Origin of the sequence: Plantactinospora sp. BB1 (assembly GCF_003030385.1) — a bacterium.
Lineage (GTDB): Bacteria > Actinomycetota > Actinomycetes > Mycobacteriales > Micromonosporaceae > Plantactinospora.
The window spans coordinates 2,523,775-2,545,755 of sequence record NZ_CP028159.1 but is presented as its reverse complement, the minus strand read 5'-3'; the positions used below and the strand labels follow the sequence as shown (position 1 = coordinate 2,545,755).

Annotated in this window: 17 protein-coding genes; 4 read left to right on the top strand and 13 right to left on the bottom strand. The window is 74.7% G+C overall.

What is annotated here, in order from left to right:
* Positions 1 to 19: 19 nt before the first annotated feature.
* Positions 20 to 1,246 carry an ornithine--oxo-acid transaminase gene (rocD, locus tag C6W10_RS10945; protein ID WP_304598419.1) on the top strand — a complete coding sequence of 409 codons (1,227 nt, stop codon included), beginning with the start codon at positions 20 to 22 and terminating at the stop codon, positions 1,244 to 1,246.
* Between the two features lie 50 nt (positions 1,247 to 1,296).
* On the opposite strand, the gene C6W10_RS10940 is transcribed toward rocD, so the two are convergent.
* A complete protein-coding gene (locus C6W10_RS10940; protein WP_107257971.1) occupies positions 1,297 to 2,445 on the bottom strand; it encodes an FHA domain-containing protein in 1,149 nt (382 codons plus the stop codon).
* Entirely contained in the window at positions 2,442 to 2,735 is a 294-nt protein-coding gene (locus C6W10_RS10935) for a 4a-hydroxytetrahydrobiopterin dehydratase (protein WP_107257970.1), read from the bottom strand. Before C6W10_RS10935 ends, C6W10_RS10940 begins: the two co-directional genes overlap by 4 nt.
* Positions 2,736 to 2,988: 253 nt before the next feature.
* Here C6W10_RS10935 and C6W10_RS10930 point away from each other — a divergent pair, with 253 nt between their 5' ends.
* The gene (locus C6W10_RS10930) at positions 2,989 to 3,756 is read left to right on the top strand and encodes a hypothetical protein (RefSeq protein WP_107257969.1); all 768 of its coding nucleotides are present in this window, start codon (positions 2,989 to 2,991) and stop codon (positions 3,754 to 3,756) included.
* Between the two features lie 75 nt (positions 3,757 to 3,831).
* Here the strand turns inward: C6W10_RS10930 and C6W10_RS10925 are convergent, their stop codons facing one another.
* From C6W10_RS10925 to C6W10_RS10905, 5 genes are all read right to left on the bottom strand, one after another.
* On the bottom strand, positions 3,832 to 4,893 hold the full coding sequence (locus tag C6W10_RS10925; protein ID WP_107257968.1) for an acyl-CoA desaturase: 1,062 nt from the start codon (positions 4,891 to 4,893) through the stop codon (positions 3,832 to 3,834).
* A 143-nt stretch (positions 4,894 to 5,036) separates the two neighbouring features.
* Positions 5,037 to 8,732: an SCO7613 C-terminal domain-containing membrane protein gene (locus C6W10_RS10920; RefSeq protein WP_107257967.1), complete on the bottom strand. Its 3,696-nt coding sequence runs from the start codon at positions 8,730 to 8,732 to the stop codon at positions 5,037 to 5,039.
* A gap of 104 nt (positions 8,733 to 8,836) precedes the next feature.
* Positions 8,837 to 9,157: a divalent-cation tolerance protein CutA gene (gene cutA / locus C6W10_RS10915; protein WP_107263842.1), complete on the bottom strand. Its 321-nt coding sequence runs from the start codon at positions 9,155 to 9,157 to the stop codon at positions 8,837 to 8,839.
* Between the two features lie 10 nt (positions 9,158 to 9,167).
* A complete protein-coding gene (locus C6W10_RS10910; RefSeq protein WP_107257966.1) occupies positions 9,168 to 10,229 on the bottom strand; it encodes a 1-acyl-sn-glycerol-3-phosphate acyltransferase in 1,062 nt (353 codons plus the stop codon).
* Positions 10,229 to 11,065 (bottom strand): patatin-like phospholipase family protein, encoded by an 837-nt coding sequence (locus tag C6W10_RS10905; protein WP_107263841.1) that lies wholly within the window; start codon positions 11,063 to 11,065, stop codon positions 10,229 to 10,231. The genes C6W10_RS10910 and C6W10_RS10905 overlap by 1 nt, the downstream gene beginning before the upstream one ends.
* Before the next feature lie 279 nt (positions 11,066 to 11,344).
* Between C6W10_RS10905 and C6W10_RS37235 the strand changes: the two genes are divergently transcribed.
* Both C6W10_RS37235 and C6W10_RS10895 read left to right on the top strand, forming a co-directional pair.
* Positions 11,345 to 13,336 carry a serine/threonine-protein kinase gene (locus C6W10_RS37235; protein ID WP_159104540.1) on the top strand — a complete coding sequence of 664 codons (1,992 nt, stop codon included), beginning with the start codon at positions 11,345 to 11,347 and terminating at the stop codon, positions 13,334 to 13,336.
* Positions 13,333 to 13,473: a hypothetical protein gene (locus C6W10_RS10895; protein WP_199853909.1), complete on the top strand. Its 141-nt coding sequence runs from the start codon at positions 13,333 to 13,335 to the stop codon at positions 13,471 to 13,473. Before C6W10_RS37235 ends, C6W10_RS10895 begins: the two co-directional genes overlap by 4 nt.
* Before the next feature lie 61 nt (positions 13,474 to 13,534).
* Here C6W10_RS10895 and C6W10_RS10890 read toward each other — a convergent pair whose 3' ends face one another.
* From C6W10_RS10890 to C6W10_RS10865, 6 genes are all read right to left on the bottom strand, one after another.
* Positions 13,535 to 14,863, bottom strand: coding sequence for an ABC transporter ATP-binding protein (locus tag C6W10_RS10890; RefSeq protein ID WP_234359490.1), 1,329 nt, complete (start codon positions 14,861 to 14,863; stop codon positions 13,535 to 13,537).
* A 225-nt stretch (positions 14,864 to 15,088) separates the two neighbouring features.
* Positions 15,089 to 16,081: a hypothetical protein gene (locus C6W10_RS10885; RefSeq protein WP_107257964.1), complete on the bottom strand. Its 993-nt coding sequence runs from the start codon at positions 16,079 to 16,081 to the stop codon at positions 15,089 to 15,091.
* 86 nt (positions 16,082 to 16,167) lie between these two features.
* Positions 16,168 to 16,383, bottom strand: coding sequence for a hypothetical protein (locus tag C6W10_RS10880; RefSeq protein ID WP_107257963.1), 216 nt, complete (start codon positions 16,381 to 16,383; stop codon positions 16,168 to 16,170).
* A 9-nt stretch (positions 16,384 to 16,392) separates the two neighbouring features.
* Positions 16,393 to 19,815, bottom strand: a complete 3,423-nt coding sequence (locus tag C6W10_RS10875) for a cyclic nucleotide-binding protein (protein WP_159104539.1) — start codon at positions 19,813 to 19,815, stop codon at positions 16,393 to 16,395.
* A 129-nt stretch (positions 19,816 to 19,944) separates the two neighbouring features.
* Complete coding sequence (locus C6W10_RS10870) at positions 19,945 to 21,057, bottom strand: glycosyltransferase family 4 protein (RefSeq protein ID WP_369931390.1); 1,113 nt, start codon at positions 21,055 to 21,057, stop codon at positions 19,945 to 19,947.
* A 170-nt stretch (positions 21,058 to 21,227) separates the two neighbouring features.
* A complete protein-coding gene (locus C6W10_RS10865; RefSeq protein WP_107257961.1) occupies positions 21,228 to 21,905 on the bottom strand; it encodes a BON domain-containing protein in 678 nt (225 codons plus the stop codon).
* Positions 21,906 to 21,981: the final 76 nt, after the last annotated feature.

The window sequence follows — 21,981 nt, the reverse complement described above, 5'->3', positions numbered from 1 at the left end:
CCCCCAGGAGGCGGACGACATGCCGGGCACCCCGGCGGCGGACGAGATGTCGCGCACCCCGGCGGCGGTGCGCGACGCGGAGCGCTGGACCGCGCACAACTACCACCCGCTGCCGGTGGTGATCTCCTCGGCCGAGGGCGCCTGGGTGACCGACGTCGACGGCCGGCGCTACCTGGACTGCCTCGCCGGCTACTCGGCACTGAACTTCGGGCACCGGCACCCGACGCTGATCACCGCCGCGCACGCCCAGCTCGACCGGCTCACCCTGACCAGCCGGGCGTTCGTGCACGACCAGTTCGCCGACTTCTGCCGCGAGCTGGCCCAGCTCTGCGGCAAGGACCTGGTGCTGCCGATGAACACCGGCGCCGAGGCGGTGGAGACCGCGATCAAGGTCTCCCGCAAGTGGGGCTACCGGGTCAAGGGCGTACCGGACGGGCAGGCCACGATCGTGGTCGCGGACGGCAACTTCCACGGCCGCACCACCACGATCGTCAGCTTCTCCACCGACCGGGAGGCCCGGGACGACTTCGGGCCGTACACCCCGGGGTTCCGGATCGTCCCCTACGGCGACCTCGCCGCGCTGGCCGAGGCGGTCGACGAGACCACCGTCGCCGTGTTGCTGGAGCCGATCCAGGGTGAGCAGGGTGTCGTGGTGCCGCCGACCGGCTACCTGCCCGGGGTACGCCGGCTCTGCACGGAACGGAACGTGCTCTTCGTCGCCGACGAGATCCAGTCCGGACTGGGCCGCACCGGCGAGACCTTCGCCTGCGACCACGAGGACGTCAAGCCCGACATGTACGTCCTCGGCAAGGCGCTCGGCGGCGGCATCGTGCCGGTCTCGGCGGTCGCGGCCGACGCCGACGTGCTCGGCGTGCTACGGCCCGGCGAGCACGGCTCGACGTTCGGCGGCAACCCGCTGGCCTGCGCGGTCGCCACCGAGGTGGTCCGGCTGCTCGCCACCGGCGAGTTCCAGCGCCGCTCGGCGGAGCTGGGCGCGCGGCTGCACGCCGGGCTGCGCGGGCTGGTCGGCGAGGGGCTGGTCGCGGTACGCGGCCGGGGGCTCTGGGCCGGCATCGACATCGACCCGGCGCTGATGACCGGGCGGCAGGCGTGCGAGCGGCTGGCCGAGCGCGGCGTACTGGCCAAGGACACCCACGGCTCCACGATCCGGCTCGCGCCGCCGCTCGTGGTCGAGGCGCACGAACTCGACCACGTGCTGGAGCAGCTCGCCGCCGTACTGCGCTGAGCCAGCCGGGCCGGTCCGTCCCACCGGGGACGGGCCGGTCCGCCCGTTCGTCAGCCCCGGCCGGGCAGCCGGATCGCCATCGTCGGCGCCTCGGCCATCACCGAGGTCGGGTTCGTCATGCCGCCGGAGTTCCAGGTGCTCGACCGCCCCACCTGTACGCCGGGATAGAGCTCCACGATGTCGCCGCCGCGCATCACCCGGGACTGCTGGTGGGCCAGCGCGACCCGCTCCGCCTCGTCCATCGACCCGCCCGGCCGTACGCCGGAGCCGTTGGTGCTGACGTCCTGCGCGACCAGGTCGCCGCCGCGCAGCTCGAACCGGACGTGGCTGCGGCTGATCCAGCGCCGCGCCTCGTCGTTGAGCCACTGGCCGAGCCGGATCCCGCCGGAGTCGTCCGGCGCCCGGCCGACCACCACCGGCCGCTCGGCGGTCACCACGAACCGGCGCCGCACCATGCCGCCGATCCGGACCGACAGCACCTCCTCGTTCGGCCTCGGGCCGGCGTCGCTGAGCCGCTGGTCGTGCCGGGGACAGGTCGGCATCCCGGTGCGCAGCGTCGGTGGCGGCTGGCCGCTCGGCTTGCGGTCGATCTCGGCGAGGTCGGCGAAGGCGCCACCGCCACCACCGCCGCCGAAGAGCACGCAGCCGGGCTCCTTGCACCGCCAGGTGCGGGCGAGCAGCTTCCGGCCGGTCGGCGACGGCCCGGTGGCCGCCACGTTCCCCTTCACCCGCTGCGCCAGCACCGGGCCGCCGGCACCCGGCAGCGGGGCGAGCAGCCGGCCCGGCGCGCTGGTCACCCACGGGAAGCGCCCGGACATGCCGTCGAAGCGGCCCCGGCTCAGCACCGGCAGGCCGAGCAGGTCGGCCACCTCCAGCACCCGGTCGCCGGGGTTGACGAGCACCTCGACCAAGCCGTTGTCGGCCCAGCGCCGGAGCACCATCCGCTCGTTGGAGGTGAGGTCGGCGTCGCTGAGCAGCGCGCGGTGCACCACCGCGTACACCGGGACGTTGTCCTCCTCCAGGTGCCGCCCGAGCGCGTCGATCACCATGCCCAGTCGCATGGTGCTGGCCGGCCGGCCGCCGTCGAGGTCCTGGTAGCGGACCACCTCGGCGAGGTCCAGCACCGCGCGTACCAGCGACGGGTCGGTGCTGACCCGGTCCTCGATCGCGTCGAGGACCTTGCTTATCTCGAATCTCACGCCGCTCCCCGGGCTATCTCGTCGATCCGCCGCGCCAGCTCGACGTCACGTCGGGTCACCCCACCTACCGAATGGGTCGCGCAACGGAAGGTCACTGTGCGCCACCGGATGTCGATGTCGGGATGGTGGTCGAGTTCCTCGGCGACCACCGCCACCCGGTCCACCACATCGATCGCGTCACGGAAGGCGGGCAGTTCGACGGTACGGGCGATGCCGGCCGGATCGCCGGACCAGCCCTCCAGCTCGGCCAGCTCGGTCCGCACCGCCTCCGCGTCCAGCACCTCTGCCATGGCCAGACCTTACCGCCGAGGCCGGTGGCCGTGGGATACAACCGGGCGCCCCGGCTGCGGGCGGAGCGCGGCGGCGGTCGACCACGACCACGGTCCGGCGCACCGGGGTACGCCGCGCGGCGTCGCGCCGCAGGCCGGGTAGGCCACCGGCGGAAATCGGTGCGCCGCCGCTGGTGGCCGCCCGCTACGCTGTCCGGCGTCCGGCCACGGCAGGTGACTGCGCGTGGCCTTTGTCACGGGGAGGAAACACCAGATGAAGACTCGACGGCTGGCGATCGCCGGCCTGGCCCTCGTCACCGCGTTCGGTGTCGGCGTCGCGGGCTGTGCGCTGCCCGGCACCGAGCGGCGTGGCGACGGGAACGGCGCGGCGGCCGCGCCGGAGACGAGTGCCGCCGACGCCCTGGCCGCGTCGGTGCGGAAGCTGAACGAGGACACCTTCACGGTGAGCCTCAAGATGTCGGTGATGTCGGCGCAGGGCGCGATGGACCCGAAGGGCAAGAAGGCCAACCTGGCCATGAAGCTCGACGCCCCGGGGCAGTCGATGGACTTCAAGATCATCCTGCTCGACGCCGACCTCTTCGTGAAGTACGCCGGCCTGCCGGGGCTGCCCAAGGAGTGGATGCGGGTCGACGCCGCGAAGATCAAGGACGGCAGCACCCTGGACATCATGCCCGAGGACGACCCGATGGGCGTGAACAACCTGATGAAGGGCATCGTCAGCGTCGACCGGGTCGGCGAGCGCGAGTTCAAGGGCACCCTCGACCTGGCCAAGTCGCCGACCGCCGACCCGGAGTCGTTGAAGGTCTTCGGCGACAAGGTGCACGCGGTCCCGTTCACCGCCACCGTCGACGCCCAGGGCCGGCTGGTCGAGATCGTGGCCGACACCATGACCGTCTCGCCGCTGATCGGCGACATGAAGGTCAGCTACGACAACTTCGGCAAGCCGGTCGAGATCACCCCGCCGAAGTCCTCCGAGGTCGTCGAGATGCCGGCGGAGATGCTCGGCCTGATGGACGCCTGAGGCACAGCTCTCCGGATCGCCCGCGTGGGGCGGCCCCGCACAGGGCCGCCCCACGATCCCCCCGGCCACCGTGGCCTATCCGGCGCTGCTCCGCGCCGCCGCGGCCTCCGCCCGCAGCGGGGCGCCGACCGAGTGCAGGTGCCGCAGCGCCTGCCGGTACGAGTCGAAGAGCCCGGTCTCCTCGTACGGGATGCCCTGCTCCGCGCAGTACCGCGCGACGATCGGCTGGGCCCGGCGAAGGTTCACCCTCGGCATGCTCGGAAACAGGTGGTGCTCGATCTGGTAGTTGAGGCCGCCCAGCGCGAAGTCGACCAGTACCCCGCCCCGGACGTTGCGCGAGGTCAGCACCTGCTTGCGCAAGAAGTCGAGGTCGTCCTCGGCGGTCATCACCGGCATGCCCTTGTGGTTGGGCGCGAACGAGCAGCCCATGTAGAGCCCCCACAGCCCCTGGTGGACGGCGAGGAAGACCAGCGCCTTACCCGGGGAGAGGACGGTGAAGAGCGCACCCAGGTAGCCGACCGCGTGCAGGGCCAGCAGCACCGCCTCGGCCCGACGTCGCCGGATCGGCGTACCGTCGGTCAGCGCCCGGACGCTGGAGACGTGCAGCGCCAGCCCCTCCAGCAGCAGCATCGGGAAGAACAGGTACGCCTGCCGCCGTGCCAGCCACCGGCCGAAGCCCCGGGTGGCCAGCGCCTGCTCGTCGGTCCAGACCAGCGCGCCCGCCCCGACGTCCGGATCGTCGTCCTCGTGGTTCGGGTTGGCGTGGTGCCGGTTGTGCTTGTCGATCCACCAGCCGTAGCTGAGCCCGACCGCCAGGTTGCCGGCGAGTAGCCCGGCCACCTCGCTGGCCCGCCGCTGCCGGAACATCTGCCGGTGTCCGGCGTCGTGCCCGAGGAAGGCGACCTGGGTGGTGGCACCGGCCAGGAAGACGGCCACCAGGATCTGCCACCACGAGTCGCCGACGACGGCGAAGGCGACCCAACCGGCGACGAAGAGCCCGACGGTGAGCGCGATCCGGGCCACGTACCAGCCGGTCCGGCGTTCCATCAGACCCGCCGCGCTGATCCGCCGAGATAACCGTGAGTAATCACTTCCTCGACGGGTCTCCGGTTCGGTCACGGCAGCGAGGACCGCCATCTGTAAGCTCCCAACGTCGCTCTTCGCCACGCCGGTCGGCGGAGCGCTGATCTCCAGTCTCCTGCGCAGGGTTGCGCACAGTAACCCCGGAAACCCCCGTATCGGGGGTAGTGCTAGCACCACCGTTCCGTTCCGCCGACGGCTCAGCTCATCCGGTTGACCGCCGCGCGGAGCCGGCGCAGGTCGCGACGCCGCCGCTCGTACGTCATGCCCAGGCCGATCAGGACGAAACCGCCGACGGCCAGGAAGACCCACCGGGGCAGCCGGTCCCAGACGTCGACCATCTCCCGCACTGCCAGTACGGCGAGGACGGTACCGCCGAGGAGCACCGGCGCCTGCCGGCGCCACCGGGCACCGGCCAGCACCGCCAGCAGTGCACCGGCACCGAGCAGCAGCCGCCGCCACGGCTGGTCACCGGCGACGAGGACCGAGACCAGGCTCGGCAGCAGCGCGGCACCGAGCCCCGGGCCGTACGCCACCCAGCTGGTCAGGGCCGGCCAGGCCCGCAGCGCCAGCCAGCCGGCCAGCAACCCGAGCACCGCCGCCGGCAGGGTGTACGCCTCGACCAGCGCCACCCGGGCGGAGCCGAGCAGCAGCCAGGCGGCGACCAGTTCGGCGCCACCCGCCGCTGCCGCCCGGGCCCAGCGGTGCGGCAGCGGCTCGGCCGGACGCAGGGCACGCAGGCCCAGCGCCACGCCCCAGAGCGTGCAGACCGCCGCCGCGTACCGGATTTCGCCGACGGTCAGCAGCAGCGCGATCGCGGCAGTCGCGTGGCTGGCCGCCTCGACGGCGACCGCCTCGGCCCGGCGGCCCGGCACCGCCGGACGCGGCCGGTCCCCGGACGCCCCCTCCCCGGGCAGCCCGGGCCCGCTGCCGGCCGGGAGCCCGCTGCCGGCCGGGAGCCCGCTGCCGGCCGGGAGCCCGCTGCCGGCCAGCAGCGTGCTGCCGGCCAGGGCCAGCGCGGCGACGCCCAGCACCGCCAGGGCGGTGATCCGCAGCGGCAGGTCGGCCGCGACCGTGGCGGTGGCGGCCAGCGCCGCCGCGCCGCCGACACCGGTCAGCCAGCCCGCCACCCGGGCCGCCGAGCTGCGCCCGAACGCACCGGCGGCCAGCCCGGCCGCGCCGACCAGCGCCAGCCCGGCGAGCGTGCTCGGCCTGGTCGCCAGCAGCCCGGCCAGGCCCGCCGCCCCGAACGCGACAGCTACCGGCACCAGCCAGACCCGACGGCCGACGTCGCGCCGCAGCGCCACCACGAGCGCACCGGCCACCCCGGCGAGCAGGCTCGACGCGGGTACGGCCGGCCAGGGCGCCCCGGCGGCGACCAGCCCGACCAGCGCGGTACCGACCGCGAGCGGCGCCACCACCAGCGCCGTGCCGGACACGCTCCGCCACCGGACCCAGCCGACCACCGCCGCCGCCCCGGTGAGCAGCAGCAGGGTCAGCGTGCCGGCGCCGTCGAGCCGCCAACCGGCCGGGTCGACGCCGATCCAGGCCGGATACAGCCCGACCCCGGCCGGCGGGCCCGACCAGATCCGGCCCAGCCAGCCGTACGGGGCGACGAGCACGGCCAGCACCGCCGGTACCGCCACCACGGCCGCCCGGAGCAGCAGGATCGCCCCGGAGACCAGGGCCGGTACGGCGGCCGGGGCCGGTACCGCTCCCGCCGGCCGTTCGACCGTCTCCCCGACGTCCTCCCGGCTGATGGCACCGGTCGGTCCCGCCGGTCGGCCCCGCCCCGACAGCCACCCGACGATGTTGAGCAGCAGCGCCCCGGCGGCGTACGGGCCGGCGGGTTCGCCGACGCCGGGCAGCCCGGGTGCCAGGCCGACCGCCAGCGCGACGGTCGCCAGCGCCGCGTTGGCGTACGGCTGGTAGTGCGGAACCGCCCGGCGCACCGGTACCAGCCCGACGGCGAGCAGCACGGCGGTGCCCAGTACGGCCCGCGCCTGCCACCCCGGCGACACCCCGGCGGCGAAGAGGGCGAGCAGGACGGTCGCCGGAGCGGCGAGTACCGCCGTCGCGAGCCCACTGCCGCCCAGCACCCGCCGCATCGGCGAGACCGCTGCCGTGGCAGTACCCTCCGGTCCCGGCTCGGCGACGGCGACGGGCCGGAGTGCGGTCAGCGCGACCGCCACGCCGAGCAGTACCAGCGCGCCGCAGACGGCGGCGGCACCGGCCGGCCGGGCCAGCCCGACGAGTACCGCGTGCCCGGCCAGCGGTACGGCGGCGAGCGCCATCGGCACCGCCGAGCGCGGTGGCCGGCCCGGCCAGCCGGCGGCCAGCGCGAGCGCGCCCGCCGGCGCCAGGTCCAGGACCGCGACGAGCCACCAGGGCAGGGCGAGCGCGGCCGGCGCGGCCAGCACCGTGAGGACCGCACCGGCCAGCAGCACCAGCGACCGGTCCCGCCGCCGGCCGAGCAGCACGATCGCCACGGCGGCCAGCGCCAGCGCCAGCGGAAGCTGCCAGTCGAACGGCCCCGACCGGGCGGCCAGGTCCGCCCGCCAGGCCGGCTGCGAACGCAGCGCCACGGCCAGCGCGACCACCAGCGCCATCGAGCCGGTCAGCACCGCCAGGGCGCCGGCCACGACCAGCCCACCGGCCCGGGGTCCGACCCGGAGCCCGGCCGGCAGCAGCCGGGCGGTGCCGACGATCGCGGCCGCCAGCAGCACGACGATCCCGGCGGCCGAACCGAGCAGCGGCCACGACGTCTCGGCTACGGCCCGGACCAGCGCCACCGCGAGCACCACGACGAAGACGACGGACGCAGCGACCCCGGCGGCGGTGCTGCGCAGCCGGAGGGCACCGGCGATCGGCAGCAGGGCGGCCACCAGCAGGGGCCCGCCGGCGAGTACGGCCAGCGGACCGTCGGTGGTGACCACCGCCAGCGTCCCGCAGAACGCCGAGGCGAGCCCGGCCAGCCCGTACCCGACCCAGGCGACGGACCGGCGGACCCCGCTGCTCGGGTCCACCGGTCCGTCGCCACCCCGCCCCCGGGTCATGGTGAGGTTGAACGCCGCCAGCCCGGCGAGCGCCAGCGTCCAGCCGGCGGCACCGAACCCCGCGTCGTAGCCGAGCAGCGGGATCACCGGCTGGGCCAGCAGCAGGCCGGCGAACGCGGGTGCGGCGAGCCGGGTCAGTCGGTGGTAACCCCCCGCCACCACCGCGCCGACCCCGAACACCAGTGCCGCGTACCGGGCCGCCGGCCAGCCGGCCACACCGAACAGGTCCACGCTCCACCCGGCGTAGCCGTCGAGTACCACCAGGAGCAGGCCGATCGCCGCGAACGTCTCGGCGGTGGCGGTCAGCCCGCGCCGCTTCGCCAGCACCGGCGCGGCCAGGGCCAGCCCGGTCAGCGTGCCGAGGATCAGCGCCCGGCCGCCGACCCCGACCGTGGCCCAGGCCCACACCGTGAAGACGATCGCCGCCGTGCCGACGAGCAGCCCGCCGAGGACCAGGAGGAGGTTCTGCACGGTCCGGGTGGAGGTCTCCGGGCGTACCGGAGCGGGAGCCTGCGGCGCCGGCCACCCGGAGCCGGCGACGGCGGCCGGTGCGCCGGTGGCGACGACCGCCGGGGCCCGGACGGACGCGGCCGCCGCCGCCCGGACCTGCTCGGCCAGCGCGTCGCGGCGCCGCCGGAGCTGCCACAGGGCGGCGTCGAGACCGAGGTACGCCTGCCGCGCCCGCTCCACCCGCCCGCCGAGCGCGACGATCTCCGCGCCGAGCCGGGTCACCTCGGCGGCGGTCGGATCCGGTGCCCGGCCACAGCCGGGACATCCGGTCGCAAGGTTGGCACCGGCTCCACAGACCGGGCACGGGTACGCGTTCGCGGAAGCGTTCACGCTGTCATGGTCGGCCGCCGCCGACCCGGTTCACAGAGTGCGCGTACCTATCCCGACCCGGGTATCCCGACCGGGTCGGCCGGTCCGGTCGGCCGGTCCGCTGCTCAGGGGCGGGTCTGCTCGTGCAGCCAGGCCGAGTAGTCCGGGTTGCCGCCCTCCACCCAGGTCACCAGCACCTCCGGCACCTCGTACGGGTGCGCCGCCCGTACCTGGTCGATCAGGGCCTCCGCCCGGTCCGGGGCGGTCTTGAAGACCACCGTCCACTCCCGGGTGGTCTCCATCCGCGACTCCCACCAGTAGGTGCTCTCCACCGGCCCGGTCACCTGCGCGCACGCCGCCAGCCGGCCGGCGACCGCGGCGGCGGCGAGCACGTCGGCGACCGCCCGCGCGTCCACCACGGTCGTCACGATGCAGATCTGGTCCACGCCGGGCACCCTACGCCGGATCGCTGTCGCCCCGATGCGCATCGACCCACTCGTCGATCCGGGCCCACCAGTCGAAGAGCCAGTCGATCCGCTCCTCGCGCTCCTTCGGCACCTCCTCCGGCGGTACGGACCAGAACCGCATCACGATCCGCTTGTCCATCGGCAGTTCCCGCCACACGTCGGCCACGGTGAGCATCCGGTCCAGCCCGGTGTGCGCGACGAAGATGACCCCGGCGTCGGGTGCGGCGTCCAGTGCGGCCAGCATCCCGCCCGGCTGCGGTGCCAGGACGTGCCGCATCGCCTCGGCCCGCTCCGCCATGTCGTCGAGGCCACGGGCCCGGAGCAGGTCGATGGCGCGGCGCCGCCGCCGGGGCGTGAAGTTGCCGCCCTCGGGAAAGATCACGAAAGCGTCGTTCTCGTCGAGGTTGCGGGCCAGGTGGCCGATCTGCTCGACCAGGCTCTCCCTCGGCGGGCCGACCTGCTCGGCCGGGCCGACCCGGGTCTCCCGGCGGTGCCGGGGCGCGATGAACCGGTTGGGCAGCCGGTTGAGCAGTACGTCGACCGCCGGATCCCACTGGAGGGTGTCCTTCAGCACGATCCTCGGTTCCCGCTTGAACCAGTTGACCAGCGCGTGGATCAGGATGAACGAGTCGCCGGGCCCGGCGTGCCGGCAGAGCACCAGCTCGGGGCGGCCCGGCAGCGCCGTGTCCGGGTCGGTGCCGACGACGTCGATGCGTAGCCGCAGTGTCCACCGGGCCTGCCAGAACAGCACGGTGAGAAACCATCCGGCGAGTACGTAGTGTGCCCGCTGGAACCCCGGGGACCGCTTGTGCCAGCCGAAACCGGAGCCGACCCAGAGCCCGAACATCGCGACCAGTGCGGTGGCGTCCCAGACCAGGTAGACGATTCCCACCCAGAGCACCCGGAGCGGGCGCAGGTAGCCGGGGACCAGTGGCGAGGCCGCCGCAGCGATGATCAGCCAGATCGGCAGGGTCGTCACCACCAGTACGGCGAGCAGCACCGTACCGGGAGCGAGCAGGACCCGCCGGACCCACCTCGGTGGCAGCGGCATCAGCCGTGGCTCACGTGTTCGCTGAGATAGCGCCGGGACGCCGTGTACGCCCGACTGATCCGTCGGCCCACCGCCGCCATGTCCCGGTACGCCCACGGGGTGTCGTCCCGGGGCCCCAGCCCGCCGGTCGGCAGCACGTGCACGTCCACGTCGTCCGGCAGCGCCGCCATCTCCCGGGCGAACCGGTGCCGGCGGGCTATCTCGAAGGCGACCTGGGCGATCTCCCACGGCCGCCGGGGCGGGGTCAACGGCCGCTCGATCCGGCCGACCTGGAGCACGAAGATCTGCTTGGCGCCCGCCTGCACCGCCTCGCCGATCGGGATCGAGTTGACGATCCCGCCGTCGACGTAGTGCTCGCCGTCGATCCGGGCCGGCGGCAGCAGCCCGGGTACGGACGCCGAGGCGAGTACGGCCGGCACCAGCGGGCCGCTCCGGAACCAGTGCTCGGCGGCCCGCTCGATGCTCGCCGCGCAGCACCGGAACGGCACCTTGAGATCCGCGAAGGTGGTGCGCTCGCCGAGTTCGGCCTCCAGCAGCCGGCGCAGCGGGCGCGGCGAGTGCAGATGCGTCCGGGCGGCGAAGCGGCGCAGTTGCCGGGCGATCGAGTCGCCGTAGACCTCGCTCGCCTCGGGTGAGGCCCAGAGCCGGACCAGCCGGTCGGTGACCGCCTCGGAGGGGTCGGCCGCGACAAGTGCGCCGTTGACCGCCCCGATCGAGGTGCCGAGCACCAGATCCGGGTGGATGCCGGCCCGGAACAGCGCCCGCAGCATGCCGACCTCGACGGCGCCGAGCACCCCACCACCGCCGAGCACGAACGCCACCGGACCGCTGACCATGACCTTCATCCTGACACGGGCCGCCCACCCCGACCCGCCGGGCGGCCCGGGAGCCACCGGCATCGATGACCGTTCGGCGCACCGGAGGTACCGCCCGTCGATACCTGCCACCGGTCGCCGGTGAAAACGGCCACCGCTGGCGTTCCGCGGGTGGCTCGACAACCTGGCCGCGTCCGGCTGCTGGTCCGTCGTTGACAGGAGGTAGCCAGTCACGGAGCCTGATACGACCCCCCACACAGCCTGATGCGACCCCGACTTTCCAGGCAGGTGCGACCAACAATGGCAGCGTTGCAGGCGGGCGGCCTGCTCGCCCGGAGGTATCGACTCATCGACCGGATCGGTGCCGGCGGTATGTCGGTGATCTGGCGTGCTCGCGACGAGGTGCTCGACCGGGTGGTGGCGGTGAAGGTGCTCGCCGCGTCACTCGCCGCCGACGCCAAGTTCCGGGAGATGGTGCGTGAGGAGGCTCGGGCCGCCGCGCAGCTCGTACACCCACACGTCACCGCCGTGCACGACTACGGCGAGACCCTCGGGCCGGACGGCGGGATCACCGCCTTCGTGGTGATGGAACTGCTGACCGGCGAGGAGCTGAAGGCCGAACTCACCGCCGGCCCGCTTCCCTGGCCGACGGCGGTGGAGATCTGTGCCCAGGTGGCCGAGGCACTGGCGGCCGCGCACCGGCTCGGCATCGTGCACCGGGACATCACCCCGGCCAACATCATGATGACCGCGACCGGGGCGAAGGTGCTCGACTTCGGCATCGCCACCCAGGTCGGCGCCCCGGACGAGGACGAGGACGGCGAGACGTTCGGCACCCCGGCGTACGTCGCGCCGGAGCGGCTGGACGGACTTCCGGCCCAGCCGGCGACCGACACGTACTCGCTCGGCGTGCTGTTGCACGAGACGCTGACCGGCCGGGTGCCGTTTCCGGCCGAGACCTGGGAGGAGCTGACCCGGGCGCTGGAGGCGGGGACGGAGCCGACGCTGGCCGGCGTACCCGATCTGCCGCCGGCGGTGGCGGACGTCTGCCTGCGCTGTCTGGCCCGCGATCCGGTGCAGCGGCCGACGGCCGCGCAGGTCGGCGAGTTGCTGCGCCACCAACTGCTGGCCACCGATCCGCGCCGTGCCGTGCTGAGCCACCTCCGGCCCGGTGCGGTACCGGTCGCGATGTCTTCGTCGGCAGCCACGGGTGCGCTGCGCACTCCTGCGGCGGCGCAGCCGACGCCGATGGATCCGGCGCGGATCCAGTCGACGCCGGTAGATGCTACGGCGGCGCAGCCGACGGCGGTGGATGCGACGGGCGCGCAGGCGACGCCGGTCGATGCCACGGCGGCGCAGTCGACGCCGTGGGATGCGGTGGGGGTGCAGTTGACGCCGGTGGATGCAGCGGGGGTGCGGTTGACGCCGGTGGATGCGGCGGTAAGGGCGGTCGCGGTGGGCCCGGCGCCGGTGAACCCGGCGCCGCCGGACGTGGCAGCGCCCCCGACGTCGGTGGGCGCGACGGCGCCTCCGACGACCGGACAGCCGAGTCCGGCGGGCCCGCGCGACGAGGCGGCAGCCCGGCCAGGCGGCGCGCCGCCGCAGCGGCAGGGAGTTCCCGGGGCCCGGCCGGACGCTCCGGCGGCTCTGCCGGGGCCGCGTCCGCCGGCCGAGCCGGCCGGGCCAAGGGTGGCGCCCAGGGATCGACCCGCGACGGATCCGGAGCGGCCGTTGTCGCCGCCCGACCGGTCGGGGGCGGCCGGCGAACCGCCCCGGCCCGGCCGGGTCCTGCTGGTCGCCGCGGCCGTGCTGGTCGCGCTCACTGCCACCGTCGTGATCATCTCCGCGCTCGGCGACGAGCCGGGGTCGCGGCCGACGACCGGGGCGACGACCGCCGGGCCGGCCGGGATCGGGCCGCCGACCCCGGCCGGCACCCCGGCACCCGGGGCGTCCACGGCCGGGCCACCGTCCACACCGGCCTCCGGCGGGCAACCGGACGCGGAAGACAATCCCAACATCCCACCGCCGCCGATCAGCGAGGTCATGGCACAGCTCTACCGGATCGTCGACGACGGGGTGGCGGCGAACGAGATCCGCGACCACGCCGGAGTGGACCTGCGCAACCAGCTCCGCAACCTCCGCGCCGACGCGGGAGGTGCGCCGGCCGACCTGTCCGGTCAGGTGACGCTGCTGCGCGACAAGGTCACGGTCCGTCGTGACGAGGGCTCGATCTCGCCCGAGTACGCGGAACTGCTCGACGACGCCCTGGTCCGGCTGGCCCGCGCGGTGTGAACCCGCCCTGGCCGGAGCCGCCTCCGGCCAGGGTTCCCGACCGGGAGCGGTGGCGCGGGCTCAACCTGCTCGGGTTCGCGCTGATGCGAGCGCGGCACGAACTCGCGGGCGCGGCCGGGCCGACGCCGCCGGACTGAACGGCTCGGGCTGGCCCGGCCTGACCGGCCGAGGCCGCCCGGGGATGGCGGGTGCGGCCCGTCAACCGAGCCGGATCCGCGCGCCGGAGCCGTCGAAGAGCAGCAGTTGGTCCAGGTCGACCGCGAGCGTGATCGCTTCTCCGACCCGGGGCAGCACCGGCATCGGCACCCGGACCACCACCTCACCGGCCTCGGCCGGATCGTCGCGCAGCTCCGGGTCGTACACCGGATAGAAGCCGTACTCGGTGCGGGCCGTCGCGGGCGGCTGTTCCGGTCGGGGGTGCGGGATCATCCGGGCCAGCCGGTCCCGCACCGGGTGCCCGGTCGGCAGGTCGTCGGCGAGCAGTTCGGACAGGTGCGCTCCGCTGGTCGGCTGCTCCAGGCTGGCCTGCCCCGACGGGGTCGGCACCGTATCCGTCCTCACGTGCACCAGCGCCTCGTGGCCGAGGTTCTCCACCAGCCGGACCACCCCGCGCAGCACCGGCGCCGCACCCGACGGCTCCGGCACCGGGCTCAGCGCGTCGGCCCGCAGGGCGCAGGTGACCCGCTCGGTGTGTCGTTCGCGCAGCGGACGTACCCGGGGGTCGTCGGGCGGCAGCTCGATGAGTTGCGAGCCGAGGTCGAGCAGTACGCCGCCGTCCGGTGCGTAGATAGCGGCCTGGAGCAGGTTCGCCCGGGGCGTACCGAGGAAGGCCGCCACGAAGAGGGTGTGCGGATCCCGGTAGACCTCGCCCGGCGGCCCGATCTGCTGGAGCCTCCCCCGGCGCAGCACCGCCACCCGGTCGGCCATGGTCATCGCCTCGACCTGGTCGTGCGTCACGTAGAGGGTGGTCATCTCCAGGCGCCGGGCGAGGGCGGCCAGCTCGGTACGCAGCTCCGCGCGGAGCCCCGCGTCCACGTTGGAGAGTGGCTCGTCGAGCAGGAAGGCCCGGGACTCCCCGGCCATCGCCCTGGCCATCGCCACCCGCTGCCGCTGCCCGCCGGAGAGCTGCCCGGGCCTCCGGTCGAGCAGGCCGGTGATGCCGAGCTGGTCGGCGATCTCGGTGACCCGGGCGGACGCGTCGGCCACGGCCTCCGGGTTGAGGCTCAGCGGGAAGCGGATGTTCTCGGCGACCGTCAGATGTGGATAGAGCGCGTAGTCCTGGAAGACCATCGACAGCTGCCGATTGGGGCCCGGTCCGGCGGTGACCGGCTCGCCGTCGATCAGCACCTGGCCGCTGGTCGGTTCCTCCAGCCCGGCGACGAGTCGCAGGATCGTCGACTTTCCGCAGCCCGTCGGACCGAGCAGGGTGACGAACTCCCCCGAGCCGACCTCGATGCTCACGCCGTCGACCGCGACGGTGCCGTCGGGAAAGACCTTCGTCAGCCGGTCGGTGGTGATGCTGACCACGGCGACCACCTCCTGTCGCCATCGTCCGGGGCCGGCGGGACATCCGCCAGTCCCGTTGCGCCGGACGGGCACGCGCGGTGCGCCGGACGGCCGGACCGGTTGCGCCGGACGGCCTCTGCGCGCTGCGCCGGACGGCATAATGCCACGCCGCCGCAAGGCGTGCTGTCCCGCACCCGGAGCGGGTCGGTGGCCGGCAGCCGCAGGGGTGAGCGTCGCGGCGGAGGGTCAGTACGTGTTGTCGGTGGGTGGCGGTTCGACGCGTACCGTACGGTCCATCCAGCCGTCGCCGTCGTCGTCGTACATCCGCTTCTCGAAGAAGCCGTCGCGGTTCCGGTCGTACTCGCTGATCTCGACCAGCCCGTCGGCGTCCAGGTCGTGCCCGACGAAGTCGGTACGGCCGTCCCGGTCGAGGTCGACCAGGATGTCCACCCCACCGTCGGCCCGGCCCAGCAGGGTGTGCCGGTCCCAGTCCCCGTCCCCGTCGACGTCGACCCGGGTCCGGTAGCCCTCCGGTACGGCCGACTCGGTCCGGGTCTCCGGAGCCGGTCCGGCCGGTCCGAAGCCCACCTCGGCCGGCGGCCCTGCCCCGGGGGCGGGACCGAACCCGGCCTCCGGCGCCGGCCCGAACCCGACTCCGGGCGCCGGTCCGAACCCGGTTTCGGCGCCGGCCAGCGCGGCGGCGAGCCCGTCGTTCGGGTCGGCGAGTGCGCCGGCCAGCCCGCCCGCCGGCTGCGCCAGCGCCCCGTCGGTGGCCGCCCCGATCTCCCGGCCGATCTCGTCGCCGAGCCCGGTCAGCCCACCCACCGGTATACCGGCGCTTCCCGACCCGGCCGGGGCGGCGCAGCCCGGCGCCTCGGCGAGCGGTGGCACCGAGGCGCCGGGGTCGGCCGCCGCGCCGAAGCCGTGGGCGAGAGCCGATCCGGCGGTACCGGAACTTCCGGCCGGTCCGAGGCCGGTGGTGCCGATCTCGCCGACGCCGGGCAACGCACCGGCCAGCCCGGTGAGCGGGGTGAACATGCCGAACACGCTGGACTGGTTGGCCCGGGTCTCGACGCCGTGCTGCCCGTCGGTGCCGCCACCGATCTGGAGCTGGAGCAGCGCCAGCTCGTCGGCGTCGAGCCGGTAGCCGGCCAACGCGTCGACCGGATTCGCGGCGAGCGAGGCGGCGAACGCCGGATCGGTGACCAGCCGTTCCAGTACGTCGTCGAAGTCACTCACGGTCGCCTCCTCAGCACGCCGGGCGTCCTTAGGCTAGCCGCGTACCGCCACCTGCCGGCATCATCCGGCCGGCCGGGGACGACCGGTCAGTCCAGCTCGGGCATGGGTACCGGCTGCGGCCGGGGCCGGCAGGTGCCGCACTGGAGGGCGTCCTCCACCACCAGTGCCTCGGCCCGGCCCCGCGCCTCGGAGCGGTGCACCTGCAACAGGTATGGGCCGAACCGGGCATGGTCCTCGCAGACGCCACGCCCGCAGAACCGGCACCCGCCCCGCGCCGCCTTGGGACAGAACCAACAGAGCACTGGCACTCCTCACCTGATGGTCACCTGGGTGCAGCCGGCCACGGTGATCGGGCTGCCCTGCACGGTGGACTCCGCCTTCTGACTGTCCGACGCGGTGACCCAGACGCTGAGGGTGCCGCCCCGGTTGTCCTGCCCCGGATACGGCACCGGACCGATGGTGCCGTGGTAGGCGCCGTCCGGGGACATCCGGGCCGACCCGCTGGTGAAACCGCTCCAGTGCACGGTGACCACCAGGGACTCGCCGGAGTCCCGGTCGTCCGAGACGTCGACCACGGCCGCGGTCGTGGTCGGATGATCGGTGCACCCGCCGCTCGCCGTCTGCTGGCTCAGCGTCCCGCCCGGGTCGCGCTGCCAACGGATCACCGGTGGCCTGTTGGTGGGCGTCGTCGGCGGGGCGGTGGTGGGTGGTGGGGTGGTGCGGGGTGGGGTGCGCGGTGGACCGGTGGTGGTCGGGACGGTCCCCGGCGTACCGGCGGTCGGGGTCGGAGGGCTGCCGGGAGTGCTCGGGGTCGGCCCCGGCGTGCCGGGCGACGCGGTCGGGGACGGCGTCGGCGAGGGAGTCGGTAGCAACGGGCCGGGGGTCGTCGACGCCGGGTCGTCCGGGGTACCGGTCGGGGCCGGGCTGCCCTCCGGTGTCGTACCGGCACCGCAGGCCAGCGGCCGACCCTGCTCCGGCTGGCGTATCCCGGTGACCCGTACCTCGCCGGTGGAGACCTCGATGCCCCTGGTCCAGGCCGCGTACCGGGCCGCACCACGGTTGCCGATCCCGCCACCGGCCCGGTCGACCAGCAGCGACAGCGGCGCGAAGGCGCTGCTCGGACTCTCGGTGTCGGCGAGCATCCGGCCGGTGTCCAGGGTCAGCCGGCCGTGCGGGGTGACCTCGCGCACCCCGTCGCTCCACAGTGGTCCGAGCACCGCCCGGGAGCCGGCGCAGAACACCGTGGTGGCGCCGCCCCGGAAGGTCAGCAGGGCGCGGGACCGGGCGGAGACCCGGATCTGGTCACCCTCCGAGACGTAGAGCCGGTCGCCCTCGGCCAGCCGTACGCTCCGGCCGTCCACGGTCGCGTCCACCCGACCGGACTCGGCGGCGAGCAGCGCCCGGTCGCTCGGCATCTCCGCCCAGGCCGGGCCGGGGATCAGGTTGCTCGCCGTGCTGAGCAGGGCGAGCAGCAGCAGGAGCAGGACCAGCCACCAGAGCTTCCGCTCGAACCGGCGGTCCACGTCGGGATCCGCGTCCGGCGGTGGCGGTCCGGGTGGCGCGGCCAGCGGCGGATAGCCCCCGTCGGGATGTACGCCGGCCCGGGGCGCGCTGCCCGGCGCGCCGGGATCGGCCGGCGGGGGCGGGGCGCCCGGGGTGCCGAAGAGCAGCGGCAGGCCGGTGACCGCCGGCAGCGCCCAGACCCGGACCGGGGTACGGGCGGTCGCCACCGTACCCGGCTCGCCCTCCCCGGCAGGGCCGATCATCGTCCCCCGGCGGAGCTGGGTACCGTCCGGCAACTCGATCACCCCGGACTCGACCACCACCGCGTCGTTCGGCCCGGCGAGGACGATCGGGTCACCGGCGGCGACCGCCGACACCCGGGCACCGGAGACCAGACCGAGCCGGTCCTCGGGGCTCAGCCCGCGCAGCGCCGGCGCCTCGGCGAAGAGCGCCTCGGCCTCGGCCCGGTCCGCCGGTGGTGGCCCGGGCAGCGGCCCGACCCCGGTGACCACCGCCGAGGTCGGCAGCCCCAGCAGGAGCGTCCCGGCGGTGTGCCAGTCGAGGGTCGCCGGAGCCCCGGTGAGCGCGCTCGCCAGCCCGATCACCCCGCCCGGGCCGAGCCGCTGCCGGACCAGGCCGCCCGGGTCGCCGGGCCGCCGGCCCTCCATCGCACCGTCGACCACCAGGAAGACGGTCGACTGCGCGGCCCCGGCGAAGACCAGCTGCGTTCCGGTACGCGGCCGTACCCAGCGGGCCCGCGCGGCCAACTCGGCCAGGGTCGCCTCGGGCAGCCGGCCCAGCGGCGAGTTCCGCAGCGCGTCGAGTCGACGGGGCAGGTCGAGCCGGTGCCGCCGCTGCACCCAGTGGGCGCGTACCCGCCGGACCCGCCGGGCGAGCCAGCCGGCCACCAGGTAGACCAGCGGGGCGGCCAGGCCGGCGATCACGGCCACCAGCAGCAGCCGGGCCGGCCAGCCGGAGCGCCAGAGTCCGAGTATCAGCCCGGCGACCCGGTCGGTCCAGATCCGCCAGCCGATGTTCACCGCGATGACCACCCAGAGCACGGCCAGGGTGCCGTACAGGGCGACGATCCGGCCCTCCCGGTCGAGCTGCGCCCAGCTCGGCGGGCGGCGACGCAGCCGGGCCAGCACGTAGGCCAGTCCCCGGGCGCGCAGGTTGGGGATCTCCAACCAGTCCATCAGCAGGTAGTAGCCGTCCAGCGCCAGGAACGGGTTGAGGTTGAACAGCGCGTTCAGATACCAGGCGAAGGCGAGCTTGAACGTCCACGGCGCCGCCTCCGGCACCAGCAGCCCGACGAGCTGGGCGAGCCCGGCCAGGATCAGCCCGGCCGCCGGGCCCGCCGCCGTGCTGAGCATCCGGGCCCGGCGACCGGCCATCCAGACGTCGGTGGTGTCGACGAAGACCGACGGGATGCCGAAATAGACCAGGAAACCGGCGGCCGGCACCCGCCGTCCGGCGTGCTTGGTGGCGAGCGCGTGACCCAGCTCGTGGCAGGCCAGCGCGAGTACGTTCAACCCGAGCAGTACCGCCGCGCCGGCCGCGTACGAGCCGTCGGTGAGGAAGAGCGACTGGTCGCCGGCCCACCACGTCCAGCCGAACAGCAGCAGCCCGGCCACCGCCGCCGCACCGAGCAGCCCGGCGGCGACCCGGGTGAAGAGCAACCGGCCACCGGCCCGGTAGGCGAGGTCGACCAGCCAGTCCACGTCGGCCACCACCGTGCGCTGGCCTTTCGCGGCGGCGAGCAGCCCCCGGCCGAGCCGCAGCGGCCAGGGCCGGCGGTGCACCCGGTCCAGCGGCCGGAACGCGTCGACCGGCAACTCGGCCAGCATCCGGTTGCCGGCCAGGTCGGCGACGACCCGGGTGACCTGGTCCGGGGCGAGCCGGCCGGCGATCCGGGCGAACTCGGCGACCAGCCGGGCCACGGTACGGGACCCGTCCATCAGCTCGGCCAGCCGCCACTCCTCGGGGGAGAGCCGCAGATAGCAGGCGTCGCCCCGGGAATCCGGCGAGCGGAGCATCACATAGGAGACCCCGCGCACCGAGACGAGTTCGGCGCGCTCGATGCCGGGGCGCAGCACCGGGCGGGCCCGCGCCGGGTTCAACCGCTCGACGACGGCTGTCCACAGGCCCGAGTCGGCCGGTCCCAGTGGCCTGCCCGGAGCACGGCCGGCCAGAGCCTCCCAGACGCTCACCCGGCTCTCGACGACGGCCACCGACCCCTGCCCTCCGCGTCCCGCTGCGGCATGCAGAGTAAGGCGTCGATGCCACCCTGACGCGCTCGCGTCCACTATCCGACGCAGAGCGTGGCTGACCTCGTACCCGAAATCAAGCGGCGGCCGGCGTCACCAGGCGCCGGTCGGCGCCGTCGCCGGCCGGACCGGCGATTCGAGACCCGGCTCGACGAGGGCCAGATAGACCCGCTCGTAGTCGTCGGCCATCCGCTCGGCCGAGAACTCGCGGCGGACGTGCGCCACGCAGGCGGCCGGGTCCAACCGGGACACCTCCCGCAGCGCCGGCCCCAGCTCGGCCGGGTCCTCGCAGATCAGCCCGGTCTCGCCGTGCCGGACCAGCTCCGGCACGGCACCCCGGTCGAGCGCCACCACCGGCGTGCCGGTGCCCATCGCCTCCACCATCACCATGCCGAACGGCTCCTCCCAGCGGATCGGCATGATCAGGCAGCGGGCGGCGAGCATCAGCCGCACGGTCGCGTCCCGGTCCGGGTTGCGCAGCACCGTCACGTCCGGCCCGAGCATCGGCTCGATGACCTGTTCGAGATAGCGCAGCTCCGACCGCTCGTCGCACTTGCCGGCCAGCACCAGCGGCAGACCGGCGGCCCGACACGCCTCGATGGCCAGGTCCGGCCCCTTGTCGGCGCTGAACCGGGCGAGCCAGAGCACCGGACCCATCCCCGGCACCGACTTGGTCAACAGGTTGCCGGTCGAGATCCCGTTGTGCACGGTGGCGACCCAGGGCAGTTCCGGCGCCAGCCGGCGCTGGGTGTGCGAGATGGCCACCAGCCCGACCTTCGGGTCGACGTCGGCGAGCACCTCCCGCAGCTCGCCGGTCGGCTTGCCGTGCACCGTGGAGACGGTCGGCACGGCGCGGTCGGCGGCGTACGGGCCGACGGTGGTGTGGTCGTGCACGATGTCGAACGACTCCGGCGAGATCATCCGGTTGACCCGGGCCAGATGCGCCAGCTCCGGCAGGGCCTGGCCGAGCCGGTGGTGCTGCAACTCCGGTACGGTCCCGACGAAGTGCGCGGCGGTGCCCGTACCGGTACCCGCGCCGAAGAGGGTCACCTCGTGCCCCTTGGCCGCCAGCCCGTCGACCAGGGCCGAGCAGACCTGTTCCAGCCCGCCGTAACCGGGCGGCGGCAGCTCGTACCAGGGTGGAACGATCATCGCGATGCGCAGCCGGCGTTCCGGTTGCGCCCGCTCGGACGGGTTCGTGGTCACGGAGGGGTCCTCCCCTCGGGGCCGGCCGGTCGGGTGGTCGTCACCGACTCCGCCGTCCGGCGTCCCGGATCGACGTGGAACCTTGCTTCTGCCATCGATCGGGCTGGGCCGACCCCGCTCGGGTCGGGAGCCGGCCGACCCGGCTCGGGTCGCGAGGAGGCCGCCACGGGTCAGGTCGCGAGGCGGAGCCGCATCTCGACCTCGCCCACCCCGGGCGCGGCCCAGGCCACCCGTTCCGCCTCCTCCCGCTCCAGCCACGAGCGCACCTCGCCGGTGAGCACCACGGTCCCCTCGTCGACATCGATCTCGATCAGGTCGGCGCCGATGTCGATCCGGCGGGCGAGGGCGGTCCGGATGTCCCGCTTGACGTCCTGCTCGCTGAGGTCGCCGGTCGGCTGTACGGCGATCAGGTTCGTCACCCCGCGTACCCCGGTCAGCCGGCGTACGGCCCGTTCGGCGGCGCGCTTCTGGTAGCCCCGCTCGACCTCGCCGCGCAGCGTCAGCCAACCGTTGGCGGCGGTCACCTGGATCCGGCCGACCGGCACGAAGGCGTCCCACTCCAGGGCCCGGCTCGCCGCGGTCGCGATGTCGGTGTCGGTGCGTTCGGCCGTGCCCGACAGACGTACCTCGATGTCGTTGGCGACGGCCCGGTTGCCCCGGATCCGGTGCGCGATCCGCTCCGCGGCCCACTTCTTCGCGTAGCTGTCCACCCAGCCGGTCAGGGTCACGATGCCGCTGGAGACCGAGACACCCACCTCGCTGGCCCGGACCCGGGCGTCCCAGGCCAGCTCGGCCAGCACGTCACGCTGGATGTCGGTGTCGCTGCGCGCCATGGTCGCGGTGCTCATCGCCGCCCCTCCCCCGGTCGTCCGGGTCGTCGACGTCGAGACCCGAGGTGCCTGCCAGACCAACCCCGATATTCGC